The organism is Actinomadura luteofluorescens (genome assembly GCF_013409365.1).
Lineage (GTDB): Bacteria > Actinomycetota > Actinomycetes > Streptosporangiales > Streptosporangiaceae > Spirillospora > Spirillospora luteofluorescens.
The window spans coordinates 5551994-5567888 of sequence record NZ_JACCBA010000001.1; the positions used below are offsets into that span (position 1 = coordinate 5551994).

The window sequence follows — 15895 nt, forward strand, 5'->3', positions numbered from 1 at the left end:
ACTGTGACCATTCCGTTGTAGAGGACAGTGGAGACACGCCCGGGGGTGCTGGGCATCATGCTTGACGTGACCGAGGGATGCTTCGCCGGGACCGTGACCGCGCGCGCCGCCGCCCCCTCGAACGGGCCCGCCCCTCCCTCGCCCCGCGACCCCGCCCGTTCGGCGCGGGCGCTGCGTGCCGCGGACTCCGGCGACGGCGACCTCAGGGAGCTGACCCATCTCGCCGTGCAGGGCGATCCGGGCGCCATCGAGGTCCTCATCGCCGAGGTGCGCCCCATGATCGTGCGGTACTGCCGGGCCCGGCTCGGCCGGGTCTCCGGGCAGTACCACATCGCCGACGACGTGGCGCAGGAGGTCTGCATCGCCGTCCTGTCGGCCCTGCCCCGCTACCGGGACATGGGCCGGCCGTTCGCGTCCTTCGTCTTCGGCATCGCCGCGCACAAGATCGCGGACGCGCTGCGCAGCGCGGTCCGCGCCGCCGTGCCCACCGAGGACCTGCCGGACGGTCCGGACGACCGCCCGGGCCCCGAGGAGACGGTGGTCCGCTACATCGAGGCGCAGCGCGCCCGCGACCTGCTCACCCGGCTTCCCGAGCATCAGCGCGAGCTGGTGCTGCTACGGGTCGTCGCGGGCCTGTCGGCGGAGGAGACCGGTAATGTGCTGGGCATGTCCGCGGGGGCGGTACGGGTCGCGCAGCACCGGGCCCTGGCCCGGCTCCGTGCGATGGCCAGAGAGGAGTCGATCGCTTGACGGAGCGCGGCCCCCTCACCGGCCTGCGGGGCGCCCCGGATCCGGACGAGCCCGCCCGCTCCGGCGACGCTCCGGCGTCCCGCCCGCCCGCCGTCCCGCCCGTGGACCTGTCCGCGGTGCGCCGTACCGACGCGCTCTTCGAGGCGCTGGCGGCGCGGGACGCTGCCGGTTCCGCGGCCCCCGCTGAGGGTCCCGCCGCCGGCCCCGCGGAGGCGCCCGCCGGGGCCCGCCCCGCCGCCCCGCCGGACGACGACCGCGACCCCGCGGTGCGGCTCCTGCGCGCCCTGATCGTCGACGTCGACGAGCAGGCCTGCGACGCCCCCGGACCGCCCGCCCCCTCGGGCCCCGGCCCGCGCCGCCGCGGGCCGCGCACCATCGTGGCCCTGGGTGTGGCCGGCGCCGTCCTCGCCAGCAGCGGCGTCGCGGCCGCGGGAGGCGGCGTCACCGAACGCACCACCGCCTCCCCGGCGCCGAGCGCGTCCGGCGTGGTGGAGGAGGCGGACCGCGCGGCCGACACGGCCGCCGGCATCCGCCGGAGGCCGCGGCCGCCCGCGCGCCCGGCCCCGGAGGCGGGACGTCCCGCGGCGCGCACGCCGTCCGGCGACCCTGACCGCGGGGAGAACCGGCAGCTCAGGCGACGTCCGGAGGGGCCCTTCCCCCGGCACCTGCCGCGCCGTCCTCCCCTCAGGCAGGAGGCCCCGACGATGTTCTCGGAGCCGGTGGAGAGTCCCGAGGCGCGGCCGACGGCCGACCCGAGGCCCCGCCTCGACGACCTGCGCCGGATGGCCCGCAAGCGCGCCCTCGAGTACCAGAACCGTCCCACCGGCGACTGACGGCGGCGGCGCGCGCCCGCCGCGTCAGGCCGGGTGCGCGCCCGCGCGGTCAGTTCTCGTCGCGGCCCTCTTCGCTGTCGATCACGCCGTCGACGTAGCCGCGGGCGTACTCCCAGCTGACGTAGTCGACCGGATCGGGGGACAGCGCGGGCTCGTGCACGCGGGGGAGGCCCTCGTCCAGCAGGTGGCGCAGGTTGCCGTGCAGCAGCTCCCAGTCGATGTAGTGCATCTTGCCGCAGTCGCCGCAGTCGACCGTAAGGCCCCGCACCCCGAGCGGCTCCAGCAGGGCCCGGAAGACCTCCAGGTCGGCGAGGTCGGCCAGCACGTCCTCCCGCTCCGTCACACTGAGCGGAGCGGTCTCGTCGCCCGGGTCGCCGAGCGCCGCCGCCGGATCCTCCGGATCTCCGGCGAACGGGTCGAGCGGAGCATCGTCGTGCACGTACCCACGCTACTGCGCGAGGCCCCGGGAGGTGCACCCCCCGGGCCTCCTCCGTGCGCGAACGGGCGCGAAGCGTGCGGGCACGGAGGGGAACACGGAGGGGAACACGGAGGGGAATGCGAAGGACCGCCCGGCGTGTTGGCAGATGTCATCAACACCACGTGACCGGCGCGAGCAAAGCCCGCCCGGCCGCGGGCTCAGCCCCTACCATGGGGACAGGGTCGCTCGTGACCTGGCCCGATGCCGCCACCACCACGGGAAGGTTGTCATGAACCCCGCCGCCGAGCCCGACAAGTTCCTCCCGCAGGGCCTGACCTTCGACGACGTGCTCCTGCTGCCGGGCTACTCCGACCTGCAGCCCGGCGAGGCCGACACCACGACCCGGCTGACCCGCGAGATCTCGCTGCGGATCCCGCTCGTCTCGGCGGCGATGGACACCGTGACCGAGGCCCGCACCGCGGTCGCGATGGCGCGCCAGGGCGGCATCGGCGTGCTGCACCGCAACATGTCGATCGAGGAGCAGGCCGCGGAGGCCGACCGGGTGAAGCGCTCCGAGGCCGGGATGATCACCAATCCGGTGACCTGCCTGCCGGACGCCACCCTCGCCGACGTCGAGGCGCTGTGCGCCCGCTACCGGATCTCCGGGGTGCCGGTCACCGACGTGCGCGGCGTGCTGGTCGGCATCGTGACCAACCGCGACATGCGCTTCGAGACCGACCTGTCGCGCTCCGTCCGCGAGGTCATGACGGCGATGCCGCTCATCACCGCCCCGGTGGACGTCTCCCGCGAGGAGGCGTTCCGCCTGCTCGCGGGCAACAAGGTGGAGAAGCTCCCGCTCGTCGACGGCGAGGGCCGCCTCAAGGGCCTGATCACCACCAAGGACTTCACCAAGAGCGAGCAGTACCCCGACTCCACCAAGGACGCCGACGGCCGCCTGCTCGTCGCCGCGGCCGTGGGCGTCGGCGAGGACGCCCTGCGCCGCGCCCGCGCCCTCATCGAGGCCGGCACCGACGTGATCATCGTGGACACGGCGCACGGCCACTCCAAGGGCGTCGCCGACACGATCGCCGCGATCAAGGGCAACTCGTCCGTCCAGGTCGTCGGCGGGAACGTCGCCACCGAGGCGGGCGCCCAGGTGCTGGTGGACGCGGGCGCCGACGCGATCAAGGTCGGCGTGGGCCCCGGCTCCATCTGCACCACCCGCATCGTCGCCGGGGTCGGCGTGCCGCAGATCACCGCGATCTTCGAGGCGGCCCGCGCGGCGAAGGCGGCGGGCGTCCCGGTGATCGGGGACGGCGGCCTGCAGTACTCCGGCGACATCGCCAAGGCCCTGGTCGCGGGCGCCGACACCGTGATGCTCGGCAGCCTGCTCGCGGGCGTCGAGGAGTCCCCGGGCGAGCTGATCTTCGTCCACGGCAAGCAGTACAAGTCCTACCGGGGCATGGGCTCGCTCGGCGCGATGCGCAACCGCGAGCGCGGCGCCTCCTACTCCAAGGACCGCTACGCCCAGGCCGACGTCAACGCCGAGGAGAAGCTGATCCCCGAGGGCGTCGAGGGCCAGGTCCCCTACCGGGGGCCCCTCGCCAACGTCGCGCACCAGCTCGTCGGCGGGCTCCACCAGTCGATGTGGTACGCGGGCACCCGCACCGTCCCCGAGCTCCAGGAGCGCGGCAAGCTCATGCGCATCAGCGTCGCGGGCTTGCGCGAGAGCCACCCGCACGACATCCAGATGACGGTGGAGGCCCCCAACTACCAGGGCCGCTGACTGACGTAAGCTCTTCCGGGGCTCGATCCCGCGCCCGCGGGAAGACCGGATCACGTGGAGGAAGCGCGCAGTGGCTGCTGAGGTGGAGATCGGCCGTGGCAAGAGCGGCCGCCGGGCGTACGCCTTCGACGACATCGGCATCGTGCCGTCCCGCCGGACGCGTGATCCCGAGGAGGTCAGCGTCGCCTGGCAGATCGACGCCTACCGGTTCGAGATGCCCCTGGTCGTGGCGCCGATGGACAGCGTCGTCAGCCCCGCGATCGCGATCGCGGTCGGGCGGCTCGGCGGGCTGGCCGTGCTCGACCTCGAAGGGCTCTGGACGCGCTACGACGATCCCGGGCCGCTGCTCGCCGAGATCGCCTCGCTGGACGACGCCCGCGCCACCCAGCGGCTCCAGGAGATCTACTCCGAGCCGATCAAGGAGGAGCTGATCGGCCGCCGGATCCAGGAGGTCCGCGAGGCGGGCGTCACCGTCGCGGCGCGGCTGTCGCCGCAGCGCACCGCCCAGTTCCACAAGGCCGTGATCGACGCCGGCGTCGACCTGTTCGTGATCCGCGGCACCACCGTGTCCGCCGAGCACGTGTCGGGGCGCGCCGAGCCGCTGAACCTCAAGCAGTTCATCTACGACCTCGACGTCCCCGTGATCGTCGGCGGCTGCTCCACCTACACCGCGGCGCTGCACCTGATGCGCACCGGCGCGGCCGGCGTGCTGGTCGGGTTCGGCGGCGGCTCCGGGCACACCACGCGCACGGTCCTCGGCGTCGCCGTCCCGATGGCGACCGCGGTCGCCGACGTGGCCGCGGCCCGCCGCGACTACATGGACGAGTCCGGCGGCCGCTACGTGCACGTGATCGCCGACGGCGGCATGGTCAACAGCGGCGACATCGCCAAGGCGTTCGCCTGCGGCTCCGACGCGGTGATGGTCGCCTCCCCGTTCGCCCGCTCCACCGAGGCGCCCGGGCGCGGTTACCACTGGGGCAGCGAGGCCCACCACGGCGACGTCCCCCGTGGCACCCGCATCGAGATCGGGACGATCGGGACGATGGAGCAGATCCTGCACGGCCCGTCCCATGTCGCGGACGGCTCCATGAACCTCATCGGCGCGCTGCGCCGCTCGATGGCCACCGCGGGGTACACGGAGCTGAAGGAGTTCCAGCGGGTCCAGGTCGTCGTGGCCCCCGGCCAGTCCACTGACTGAGAGCCACCCCACGTCCGTTCATTCGCATCTCGGTGTGAACCGGTCCTTACTCTTGGGTAAGAACCGTTCGGAAACCGAACCGCTGTGGGGGGATGCGCGATGACGGGATCACCGGTGACCGGCCTTGGGAGCTCGCGGCTCGGCCCGGCCGAGCGCGCCGCAGCGCTCGACCGCATGGCCCGCGAGGAGTTCGACGTGGTCGTGGTCGGCGGCGGCATCGTCGGCGCGGGCGCGGCGCTCGACGCGGCCACCCGGGGCCTGTCGGTGGCGGTGGTCGAGGCCCGCGACTTCGCGTCCGGCACGTCGTCGCGGTCGTCCAAGCTGATCCACGGCGGCCTGCGGTACCTGGAGCAGTACAACTTCGACCTGGTCCGGGAGGCGCTGACCGAGCGCGCGCTGCTGCTCCAGCAGATCGCGCCGCACCTGGTGCAGCCCGTCCCCTTCATGCTGCCGACCACGCACCGCGTGTGGGAGCGCGCGTACTTCGGGGCGGGCGTGGCCCTCTACGACCTCCTCGCCTTCCAGATGGGCAGCACCCGCGGCGTCCCGCACCACCGGCACCTGACGCGCCGCGGGGCGCTGCGCCTCGCGCCGTCCCTGCGCAAGGACGCCTTCACCGGCGCGATCCAGTACTGGGACGCGATGGTCGACGACGCCCGCTACGTGATGACCGCGCTGCGGACGGCCGCGGAGTACGGCGCCCAGATCGCCTCGCGCACCCAGTGCCTGGGTTTCCTGCGCGAGGGGGAGCGCGTCACCGGCCTGCGCATCCGCGACCTTGAGGGCAACACGACCAGCGAGGTCCGCGCCAAGCAGGTCGTCAACGCCACCGGCGTGTGGTCGGACGACATCCAGGAGCTCGTCGGCGGCCGCGGCCAGATCCACGTGAAGGCGTCCAAGGGCATCCACCTGGTCGTGCCGAAGGACCGCATCCACTCCGCCACGGGGATCATCCTGCGCACCGAGAAGTCGGTGCTGTTCGTGATCCCCTGGGGCCGCCACTGGATCATCGGCACCACCGACACCGCCTGGGACCTCGACAGGGCCCATCCCGCCGCGTCCAAGGCCGACATCGACTACGTCCTGGACCACGTCAACTCCGTCCTCGCCACCCCGCTCACCCATGACGACGTGGAGGGCGTCTACGCGGGCCTGCGCCCCCTCCTCACCGGCGAGACCGAGGAGACGTCGAAGCTCTCCCGCGAGCACGTGGTCGCGCACCCCGTCCCGGGCCTCGTCCTGGTGGCGGGCGGGAAGTACACCACCTACCGCGTCATGGCGAAGGACGCCATCGACGCCGTCGCGCACGGCCTCGACGGCAAGGTCGCCGAGTCCTGCACCGACCGCATCCCGCTCGTCGGGGGCGACGGGTTCCAGGCCATGTGGAACGCCCGGCACCGCCTCGCCTCGCGCTCGGGGCTGCACGTCGCCCGGATCGAGCACCTCCTGCGCCGCTACGGGACGCTCCTGGACGACCTGCTCGAACTGATCGCCGACAAGCCCGACCTCGCCAAGCCGCTGAGCGGCGCCGACGACTACCTGCGCGCCGAGGTCGTCTACGCCGCCACCCACGAGGGCGCCCGCCACCTCAACGACGTCCTCGCCCGCCGCACCCGCATCTCCATCGAGACCTGGGACCGGGGCGTCGGTGTCGCCCAGGAGGCCGCCGACCTCCTCGCGCCCGTCCTCGGCTGGTCCAAGAAGCAGCGCGACCGCGAGATCGAGTACTACCGCAAGCGCGTCGAGGCCGAGCGCGCCTCGCAGACCCAGGAGGACGACCAGGAGGCCGACGCCCACCGCAGGGGCGCCCCCGACATCGTCCCCATCGCCACCCCCTGACCCGGACGCCGGTGGTTCAGGGCCGGGGGCGGCCCTGAACCAGGGTCTTGCCGGTGCTGTACAGGTCGGCGGGGACCCGGACGGGGTCGAGGAGGTGCTGGAAGGCCAGGCCGAAGTCGAGAGCCATGGTCAGGGTGGCGCGGTCGCACGCGGCGAGCCCGTCGGGCGCGGGGCCGTCGGCCGGCTCCAGCTCCCGGGCCAGCTGGGCGCGGCGCTCGGCGTACCAGTCGGCGATGCGCCATCCCGCGGCGTAGTCGCGCATGCCGTAGAGCCAGAACTCGACCAGGAGCAGGGCCAGGCGGCGGGGGGCCTCGTCGGTGTCGCGGCGGGACGGGCGGCCCGCGGGGTCGGCGTCCTCGGCGGCGGCGCGGAGCTCGTCGCAGACGTCGGTCCGGGTGCGGGCGCTGGTGATGCGCTCCATCAGGGCGAGCAGCAGGTCGGTCTTGCCGGCGAAGTTGGAGTAGACGGCGCCCTTGGTGAGGCCGGCGGCCGCCGCTATGTCGTCGAGCGAGGCGCCGTGGATGCCGCGTTCGGCCCACAGGCGCTCGGCGGCGGCGAGCAGGGCGGCGCGGGTCTGCTCGCGCCGGTCCCGGCGCGCCGCGGGCCGGCCGGCGCCGTTCTCGGGCCCGTGGCCGCGGGCGTCCGTCATCGCTGTCCCCTCCCCTGGGCAGCGCCGCCCCCCGACGGCGCTGAGATTCTCCTCCTGCTTTCGGGATACACCGGGCGGGGGCGGTCAGTCTTCGACTTGCACAACTCCACCTGGCTTGGAACGGTCCGTTCGGCGGGGTTTGTCAGTCGCGGGCGAAGAGGGCGCGAGCGCGGCGGAGATACCAGCCCCCAGTGGGGCATATCACTGCAAGTAGCGCGTTACTTGCGGGTAGCCAAAATGGGCGGGTGGTCATACCCTGCCTGCATGGCATCCCCGACGGTTCCGGCCGAAGGCGCGGCAGACCCGGCCGACGGCGCGACGAGCACTGCCGAAGGCGCGACGAGCACTGCCGAAGGCGCGACGAGCACTGCCGAAGGCGCGACGAGCACTGCCGAGGGCGCGGCAGGGCACACGCTTCCCCAGACCCTGATCGACCGGCTGGTCTCGCACGTCGCCTCGGACGGCGCCGGGACCGCGACGATCGCGAGCCCCTTCACCGGCGAGCCCCTCGCGACCGTTCCGCTGTCGAGCCCCGAGGACGTCCGGGCCGCCTACGAGCGGGCGCGCGAGGCGCAGCGGGCCTGGGCGGCGCTGCCGGCGGGGGAGCGGGCCAAGCCCTTCCTGCGGCTCGCGGACGCCCTGGTCGACCGGCGCGCGGAGATCCTCGACATCATCCAGCTGGAGACCGGCAAGGCGCGCCGCCACGCGATGGAGGAGTTCCTCGACGTCGCGCTGTGCTCGCTCTACTACGCCCGGCGGGCCCCGCGGCTGCTGAAGCCCCGCCGCCGCAAGGGGATGATGCCGGGACTGACCCGTGTCCAGGAACTGCGGCACCCGAAGGGCGTCGTGGCGCTCATCGCGCCATGGAACTACCCGTTCGCGCTCGGCGCCAGCGACATCGCGCCCGCGCTGATGGCGGGCAACGCGGTGATCCACAAGCCCGACACCCAGACGTGCCTGTCCAGCCTGTGGGTGCTGGACCTGCTGGTCTCGCTCGGGCTGCCCCGGGACCTCTGGCAGATCGTCGTCGGGGAGCCGGCCGAGATCGGGGACCCGCTGGTGGAGAACGCCGACTACGTCTCGTTCACCGGCTCGACGCGCGGGGGCAGGGCGATCGCGGAGAAGGTCGCGCCGCGGCTGGTCGCCTACTCGCTGGAGCTCGGCGGCAAGAACCCGATGATCGTCATGCCGGACGCGGACGTCGAGCGCGCCGCGCGCGGCGCCGTCCGCGCGTGCTTCACCAACGCCGGGCAGCTGTGCATCTCGATCGAGCGGATGTACGTGCACGAGGACGTCTACGACCGGTTCGTGCCGCGGTTCGTCGAGCTCGTCAAGGGCATGCGGCTCGGCGCCGGCCTGGACTTCGACGCCGAGATGGGCTCGCTGACCCACAGGCGCCAGCTGGACGCGGTGACGGCGCACGTCGACCAGGCCGTCGAGAAGGGCGCGACCGTCCTGGCCGGCGGGAAGGCCCGTCCCGACGTCGGTCCGCTGTTCTACGAGCCGACGGTCCTCGCGGACGTCGACGGCGACATGGACCTGTGCGCGAACGAGACGTTCGGCCCCGTCGTCGCGGTCTACAAGTACCGGGACGAGGACGAGGTCGTCGCCCGCGCCAACGACACGCCCTACGGGCTGAACGCGTCGGTGTGGACGAAGAACCCCGCGCGGGGCCGCCGCCTCGCCGCCCGCATCCAGGCGGGGACGGTCAACATCAACGACGGCTACAGCGCCGCCTACGCCTCCTACGACTCCCCGATGGGCGGGATGAAGCAGTCCGGGGTGGGACGCCGCCACGGGTCCGAGGGGCTGCTGAAGTTCACCGAGGTCCAGACCGTCGCGAGCCAGCACATCATGGACCTGGAGCCGCCCGGCGCCATCGGCTACGACACGTTCGCCGACTACATGGCCACGGGCATCAAGCTCATGAAGAAGCTGCGGATCAAGTAGGGATCGCCTGTGAAGCATGACTTCGACGTGCTCGTCGTCGGGTCGGGGTTCGGCGGCAGCGTCTCGGCGCTGCGGCTGACCGAGAAGGGCTACCGGGTCGGCGTCATCGAGGCCGGGCGCCGCTTCGACACCGATCCGGGCGGCGCACCGGGGTCCCGGTATCCGGAGCTGCCGAAGACGAACTGGCGCATCGCCCGCTACCTGTGGGCGCCCGCGCTCGGCCTGACCGGCATGCAGCGGATGCACCTCGTCCGCGGCGCGAAGTCGAGCCGCGTGATGGTGCTGGCGGGCGCGGGCGTCGGCGGCGGGTCCCTCAACTACGCCAACACGCTGTACGTGCCGCCGGAGCCGTTCTTCAAGGACCGGCAGTGGGCGCACATCACCGACTGGCGGGACGAGCTGGCGCCCTACTACGAGCAGGCGAAGCGCATGCTCGGCGTCGTCCAGAACCCGACGACGACCGCGGCCGACAAGGTCCTGAAGCGGGTCGCCGACCGGATGGGCAAGGGCGAGACGTTCGTCAGGACGCCGGTCGGCGTCTACTTCGGGAAGGGAGCGGGGGTCGAGAGCGCCGACCCCTACTTCGGCGGGGCGGGCCCGCGCCGGCGGGGCTGCCTGGAGTGCGGCGAGTGCATGGTGGGCTGCCGCCACGGTGCGAAGAACATGCTGACGGAGAACTACCTGTACCTGGCCGAGAAGGCGGGCGCCCGGGTGATGCCGCTCAGCCGCGTCACCTCGGTGCGGCCGCGCCCGGGGGGCGGGTACGAGGTCGAGATCGTCCGTACCGGCTCGTTCGGCCGCAACCGCAAGACGCTCACCGCCGAGCAGGTCGTCTTCGCCGCCGGCACCTACGGGACGCAGAAGCTCCTGCACAAGCTCAAGTCGACCGGGCTGCTGCCGCGCCTGTCCGACCGGCTCGGCGCGCTGACCCGCACCAACTCCGAGGCGATCCTCGGCGGCGGGCGGCGGGCCGGCAGGCCGGGCCCGGACTTCTCCGAGGGCGTGGCGATCACGTCGTCGTTCCATCCGACGCCGGACACCCACGTCGAGCCCGTCCGGTACGGCCGGGGCTCGAACCTGCTCGCCTCCCTGCAGACCCTCCTGGTGGACGGCGACCGGCCGGGCGAGCCGCACACGCCCCGGATCCGCAAGTTCGCCCGCGAGGTGCTGCGCCGGCCGGGCGACCTCCTCCAGCTCCTCGACGTCCGGCACTGGTCGGAGCGGACGGTCATCGCGCTGGTCATGCAGACCCGCGACAACTCGATCACGCTGAGCCCGAAGAAGGGCCCGTTCGGCTGGGACGTCCGCGCGGGCGCCGGGCACGGTGAGCCGAACCCGACCTGGATCCCCGAGGGGCACGAGGCGACCCGCCGGATCGCCGAGGAGATCGGCGGCATCCCGGGCGGCGCCTGGGGCGACCTGTTCGACATCCCGATGACCGCGCACTTCCTCGGCGGCTGCGCCATCGGCGACTCCGCCGAGACCGGGGTGATCGACCCCTACCACCGCGTCTACGGCCACCCCGGCCTGCACGTCGTGGACGGCTCCGCCGTCTCGGCCAACCTGGGCGTCAACCCGTCCCTGACCATCACGGCGCAGGCCGAGCGCGCCATGGCGTTCTGGCCGAACCGCTCGGAGGAGGACCGGCGGCCCGCCCTCGGCGACGCCTACCGCCGCCTGGCCCCCGTCGCCCCGGAGAACCCGGTCGTCCCGGCCGGTGCCCCCGCGGCCCTGAATCTCCCGATCGTCGACATCACCTGACGGCGCGCGCGAGCCCGGCGCCGGAGCGGTGATCCGCTCCGGCACCGGGCGTCGGGCTCAGGCGAAGGGTACCGGTGTCAGGCGCGGTAGGCGGCCCACTGGTTCTGCATGCGCGTGGACTGGCCCGGCGTGAACTCGTACATGCACGAGTCGTAGCTGTAGTCCATGAAGTTGTGGATGGGGTCGGCGCCGGCCGTGGAGCAGGTGTCGCGGCCGGTCGGGCAGCCCGAGGCCGGGCTCTGCTCGGCGGGCGTGTCGGAGACGCTGTCGCCGGTGCCGCCGCACCCGCCCTGGAACGTGTGGTAGAGCCCCATCCAGTGGCCCACCTCGTGGGTTCCGGTGTCGCCCTCGTTGTAGTTGCCGAGCGAGCCGCCCGGCAGGCTCTGGTAGTGGATGACGACGCCGTCCATCTTCGGCTGGGAGCGGTAGCCGCTCGGGAACGTCGCCCAGCCGAGGAGGCTGCTGCCGAGGTCGGCGGTGTAGAAGTTGAGGTCCTGCGCGTTGCCCGTGTGCAGGGCCGACTTCATCTGGGACTCGTAGCCCTCGGGGTCGGAGAACCAGGAGGCGTTCTTGGTCCGCCTGATCTCGGCCAGGGTGAACGTGACGCCGCTGCCGGCGTAGGCGTTGTTGAGGACGGTGAGCTGCTTGTTCAGGACCGAGTCGGACACGTTGCCCGCGCTGCCGTAGACGACCTGGAAGTGCACGCGGACGGTGATGGCCGCCGCCGTGCTCGCCTTCCTCAGCTTGCCGAGGCGGTTCTGGAAGTCCTTCTCCATCGCGGCGACCTTGGCCGCTCCGGGCTGGTTCCGCTCGGTGGCGTGGGCCCCGGCCCGGACGCGGGCCTGGGCGGGCTGGCCGGCGCACACCGTGGGCGAGGCGGTCGGGGCGGCCAGCGTGGCGGGGGCGGCGGGGGCGTAGGCGGTGAAGGCGGCGGCCATGCCGAGGACGGCGGCGATTCCGGCGCGTTTCATGGAACTCCTTGGGGGTGCGGCGCGGGCGGGGGAGCGCGCGCGTGGGGAGCGGAGTCATCGCTGGAACCAGGGTGGATGCGAATAAACAGAACGTCTTTAGCAAAGGTGGACGAACAGGGGTGAGTAAGACTGAATACGGCACCGTAGCGTGGCGGCGTAGCGTGTCCCCCGTGGATGTGGAGGGCGAGGCGGCGCGGATCCTGGCCGAGCTGAGGGCGCAGGCGGACCCGGTGCGCGCCGAAGGAGAGAAACGCTATCTGAAGAGCGATTTCGTCCATATCGGCGTGCCTGTCCCCGCGGTGCGCAAGGTCGCGGTGGCGGCGGTCAGGACCAGGCCGGAACGGGAGGAACTCGTCGCACTGGCCGGGACGCTCTGGGACGTCACCGAGGAAGGCCGCCCGGTGCACGAGGCCCGCATGGCCGCCATCGAGGTCCTCATGAAGCGGGCGGCGCTGCTGGAACCGCGCGACGTGGGCCTCGCCGAGCGGCTCGTCCGCGACTCGGCGAGCTGGGTGTACGTCGACCAGCTCGCGGAGAAGGTCGTCGGCGCGCTGGTCGTCCGCCACCCGGACCTGGCGACGGTACTGGACGCGTGGGTCGCCGACCCCTACATGTGGGTGAGGCGCACGGCCATGCTGGCGCTCCTGGCAGGCGTGCGGGCCGGTGACCCCGATCTCGACCGCATCGACCGCTACGGGGACGCGCTCCTAGGCGAGCGCGAGTTCTTCATCCGCAAGGCCCTCGGATGGGTGCTTCGCGAGCTGTCCAAGAAAGACCCCGAGTGGGTGGTCGCCTGGGTCGAGCCTCGCGTGGACGCCATCTCGGGCGTGACGCTACGAGAGGCCCTCCGCCGCCTCCCACCCGAAGACGCCGCCCGCCTCAAGGCCGCTACCCGGCGAAAGCCCGTGGGCGGGAGGGGCCGCTAGGCGCGGTAGGCCGTCCACACGTTGTGGATGCGGGTGCCCTGGCCGGGGGTGAAGGACGTCATGCAGGTGTCGTAGCTGTAGTCCATGTAGTTGTGCACCGGGTCTTCCCCGGAGGCGGGGCAGGTGTCCTTGTAGGGCGGGCAGCCGTTCGTAGGGTCGCGCTCGGCGGGCGTGTCGGCGACACGGTCGCCCTGGCCGCTGCAACCGTCCTGGAACGTGTGGTACAGCCCCAGCCAGTGCCCGACCTCGTGGGTCGCGCTGAACCCCTTGTTGAAGTTCTCGATGGATCCGCCCGGGATGCTGGCGTAGTGGATGGTCACCCCGTCCATCTGGGGGTCGGACTTGTACTTCCAGGGGAACGTCGACCAGCCGAGCAGGTCGCCGCCGATGTAGGTGCTGTAGAGGTTCAGCGTGGACTTGCCGCCCTTGTGCAGCCGCGGCTTGTAGGTGCCCTCGTAGCGTTCCGGGTCGCCGAACCATGCCGCGTTGTCGGTGCGGCTCACGGCCTTGAGCGTGAAGGAGACGTGCGGGTCCGCGCCGCCGTTGCCCCCGCCGTAGGACGTGTTCAGCGTGCTGATCTGGCGCTGGATCATCGCGTTGGACAGGTTGCCCTTCGCGCCGGCGTGGATCACGTGGAAGTAGACCGGGATGGTGATCGGTGCGGCCCGGCGCAGGTTCGCGCTCTTCGAGGCCCCGTGCCCGCCCTGGAGGAGACCGTCCAGGATCCGGTTCAGGCGCGCCTCCACGAGGGCGGCCTCGGCGGGGCTCAGGTCCATGCGGTCCCGGGCATGGCCGTCTGTCCGGTGGCGCGCCTCGGGGGCCGCAGGGGGGTGCGCGCAGTCGTCGGCCCGGCGTTCGGGCCCCTTGCTCGTGGACGGTCCTGTGCTCGCGGACTGCCCGTGTGGCGCGGCGGGGACGAGGGCGGCGAGCAGAGCGGCGGCGGCGAGCAGCTTCACGGCACTCCTAGGGACGGCGTTCCGGCGAGCACGGCGTCCCGAGAAACGACGCTTCACCGAATACAGGGCGTGATCAACTGATATCAGACCGCAGTCATCCTGCACGTGTGATCAAGGTAAATGGAAGCTGACCGTTACCGGTCAGTCCCGGACTGTAACGATCATGTCCGGGGTGCGGCGCATCGGCGCAGGCAGCGGCCCGTAGACTGGGAGACCCTTCCGGCCGTGCGAAAGGCGTAGTTGGTGGCCGCAGACCAATCCTTTGACACCGTCCTCGTCGTGGACTTCGGCGCGCAGTACGCGCAGCTGATCGCGCGACGGGTCCGCGAGTGCCATGTGTTCAGCGAGATCGTCCCCTCCACCATGCCGGCGGCGGAGATGCTCGCCCGGCGGCCGAAGGCGATCATCCTGTCGGGCGGCCCGGCGTCGGTGTACGCCGAGGGCGCCCCGGTCGCACCGGAGGGCCTGTTCGACATCGGCGTCCCCACGCTCGGCATCTGCTACGGCCACCAGGTCATGGCGCAGGCCCTCGGCGGGACGGTCGAGAACTCCGACGTCGCCGAGTACGGCGGCGCCACCGTCGCCGTCGCCTCTCCCGGCATGCTGTTCGCGGGCCTGCCGCACGAGCAGGCGGTGTGGATGTCCCACCGCGACTTCGTGAGCAGCGCCCCGTCGGGCTTCGCCGTGACCGCCAGTACTGACGTCACCCCGGTCGCGGGCATGGAGGATCTGGAGCGCGGTTTCTTCGGCGTCCAGTTCCACCCCGAGGTCCTGCACACCGAGCACGGCATGGAGATCCTGCGGCGCTTCCTCTACGAGGGCGCCGGGTGCCGGCCGAGCTGGACGATGGTGAACATCGCGGACGAGTCGATCGAGGCCGTCCGGGAGCAGGTCGGGGAGAAGCGGGTGATCTGCGCGCTGTCGGGCGGCGTGGACTCCGCCGTCGCCGCCGCGCTCGTCCAGCGCGCCATCGGCGACCAGCTGACCTGCGTGTTCGTCGACCACGGCCTGCTGCGCAAGGGCGAGCCCGAGCAGGTCGAGAAGGACTTCGTCGCCGCCACCGGGGTGAACCTGCACGTCGTGGACGCCCAGGAGCGCTTCCTGTCCGCCCTCGACGGCGTCACCGACCCGGAGCGGAAGCGGAAGATCATCGGCCGCGAGTTCATCCGGGTGTTCGAGGAGGCGGCCCGCGAGATCGTGCACGGCGGGGCGGCGGCCGGAGACCCGGCCGAACCCGTCGAGTTCCTCGTCCAGGGAACCCTCTACCCGGACGTGGTCGAATCGGGCGGCGGCACCGGCGCGGCCAACATCAAGTCGCACCACAACGTCGGAGGCCTCCCCGAAGACCTCCAGTTCGAGCTGGTCGAGCCGCTGCGGACGCTGTTCAAGGACGAGGTCCGCGCACTCGGCGAGCAGCTCGGCCTGCCGGCCGAGATCGTCTGGCGGCAGCCGTTCCCCGGCCCCGGCCTCGGCATCCGCATCATCGGCGCCGTCACGCGCGACCGCCTGGACATCCTCCGCGACGCCGACGCCATCGCCCGCGAGGAGCTGACCCGCGCCGGCCTCGACCGCGACATCTGGCAGTTCCCGGTGGTGCTGCTCGCGGACGTGCGGTCGGTGGGCGTGCAGGGCGACAGCCGCACCTACGGCCACCCGATCGTCCTGCGCCCGGTGACCAGCGAGGACGCGATGACGGCCGACTGGGCGAAGCTGCCCTACGACGTCCTGCAGCGCATCTCCACCCGCATCACCAACGAGGTCCGCGAGATCAACCGCGTCACCGTCGACATCACCTCCAAGCCCCCCGGCACCATCGAGTGGGAGTAGGGGGCCGGTAGGCACGGCGAAGGCCCGGACG

General features: G+C 72.5%; 13 protein-coding genes. 9 read left to right on the forward strand and 4 right to left on the reverse strand.

Going from position 1 to position 15895, the window contains the following annotated elements; all coding sequences use genetic code 11:
• Nucleotides 1–57 precede the first annotated feature (57 nt).
• Nucleotides 58–750, forward strand: coding sequence for a sigma-70 family RNA polymerase sigma factor (locus BJY14_RS25915; RefSeq protein ID WP_372505448.1), 693 nt, complete (start codon nucleotides 58–60; stop codon nucleotides 748–750).
• Nucleotides 747–1583, forward strand: a complete 837-nt coding sequence (locus BJY14_RS25920; RefSeq protein WP_179845993.1) for a hypothetical protein — start codon at nucleotides 747–749, stop codon at nucleotides 1581–1583. Before BJY14_RS25915 ends, BJY14_RS25920 begins: the two co-directional genes overlap by 4 nt.
• A 49-nt stretch (nucleotides 1584–1632) precedes the next feature.
• On the opposite strand, the gene BJY14_RS25925 is transcribed toward BJY14_RS25920, so the two are convergent.
• On the reverse strand, nucleotides 1633–2022 hold the full coding sequence (locus BJY14_RS25925; RefSeq protein WP_179845994.1) for a DUF5319 domain-containing protein: 390 nt from the start codon (nucleotides 2020–2022) through the stop codon (nucleotides 1633–1635).
• Nucleotides 2023–2290: 268 nt separating this feature from the next.
• Between BJY14_RS25925 and guaB the strand changes: the two genes are divergently transcribed.
• The 3 genes from guaB (at nucleotide 2291) to BJY14_RS25940 (ending at nucleotide 6824) form a co-directional block, all read left to right on the forward strand.
• Nucleotides 2291–3787 (forward strand): IMP dehydrogenase, encoded by a 1497-nt coding sequence (gene guaB, locus BJY14_RS25930; protein ID WP_179845995.1) that lies wholly within the window; start codon nucleotides 2291–2293, stop codon nucleotides 3785–3787.
• A gap of 82 nt (nucleotides 3788–3869) precedes the next feature.
• Nucleotides 3870–4985 (forward strand): GuaB3 family IMP dehydrogenase-related protein, encoded by a 1116-nt coding sequence (locus BJY14_RS25935; protein ID WP_179849626.1) that lies wholly within the window; start codon nucleotides 3870–3872, stop codon nucleotides 4983–4985.
• Between the two features lie 99 nt (nucleotides 4986–5084).
• A complete protein-coding gene (locus BJY14_RS25940) occupies nucleotides 5085–6824 on the forward strand; it encodes a glycerol-3-phosphate dehydrogenase/oxidase (RefSeq protein WP_179845996.1) in 1740 nt (579 codons plus the stop codon).
• 16 nt (nucleotides 6825–6840) lie between these two features.
• On the opposite strand, the gene BJY14_RS25945 is transcribed toward BJY14_RS25940, so the two are convergent.
• Complete coding sequence (locus tag BJY14_RS25945) at nucleotides 6841–7473, reverse strand: TetR/AcrR family transcriptional regulator (protein WP_179845997.1); 633 nt, start codon at nucleotides 7471–7473, stop codon at nucleotides 6841–6843.
• A gap of 264 nt (nucleotides 7474–7737) precedes the next feature.
• On the opposite strand from BJY14_RS25945, the gene BJY14_RS25950 reads away from it, so the two are divergent.
• Together BJY14_RS25950 and BJY14_RS25955 are read left to right on the forward strand one after the other, a co-directional pair.
• Nucleotides 7738–9423, forward strand: a complete 1686-nt coding sequence (locus BJY14_RS25950) for a succinic semialdehyde dehydrogenase (protein ID WP_179845998.1) — start codon at nucleotides 7738–7740, stop codon at nucleotides 9421–9423.
• 9 nt (nucleotides 9424–9432) lie between these two features.
• The gene (locus BJY14_RS25955; RefSeq protein ID WP_179845999.1) at nucleotides 9433–11184 is read left to right on the forward strand and encodes a GMC oxidoreductase; all 1752 of its coding nucleotides are present in this window, start codon (nucleotides 9433–9435) and stop codon (nucleotides 11182–11184) included.
• 77 nt (nucleotides 11185–11261) lie between these two features.
• On the opposite strand, the gene BJY14_RS25960 is transcribed toward BJY14_RS25955, so the two are convergent.
• Nucleotides 11262–12155, reverse strand: a complete 894-nt coding sequence (locus tag BJY14_RS25960; protein WP_179846000.1) for a zinc metalloprotease — start codon at nucleotides 12153–12155, stop codon at nucleotides 11262–11264.
• A 170-nt stretch (nucleotides 12156–12325) separates the two neighbouring features.
• Between BJY14_RS25960 and BJY14_RS25965 the strand changes: the two genes are divergently transcribed.
• A complete protein-coding gene (locus tag BJY14_RS25965) occupies nucleotides 12326–13081 on the forward strand; it encodes a DNA alkylation repair protein (protein WP_179846001.1) in 756 nt (251 codons plus the stop codon).
• Here the strand turns inward: BJY14_RS25965 and BJY14_RS25970 are convergent.
• On the reverse strand, nucleotides 13078–14037 hold the full coding sequence (locus BJY14_RS25970; protein WP_179846002.1) for a zinc metalloprotease: 960 nt from the start codon (nucleotides 14035–14037) through the stop codon (nucleotides 13078–13080). The genes BJY14_RS25965 and BJY14_RS25970 overlap by 4 nt on opposite strands.
• Before the next feature lie 240 nt (nucleotides 14038–14277).
• On the opposite strand from BJY14_RS25970, the gene guaA reads away from it, so the two are divergent.
• Entirely contained in the window at nucleotides 14278–15864 is a 1587-nt protein-coding gene (gene guaA / locus BJY14_RS25975; protein WP_179846003.1) for a glutamine-hydrolyzing GMP synthase, read from the forward strand.
• Nucleotides 15865–15895 lie beyond the last annotated feature (31 nt).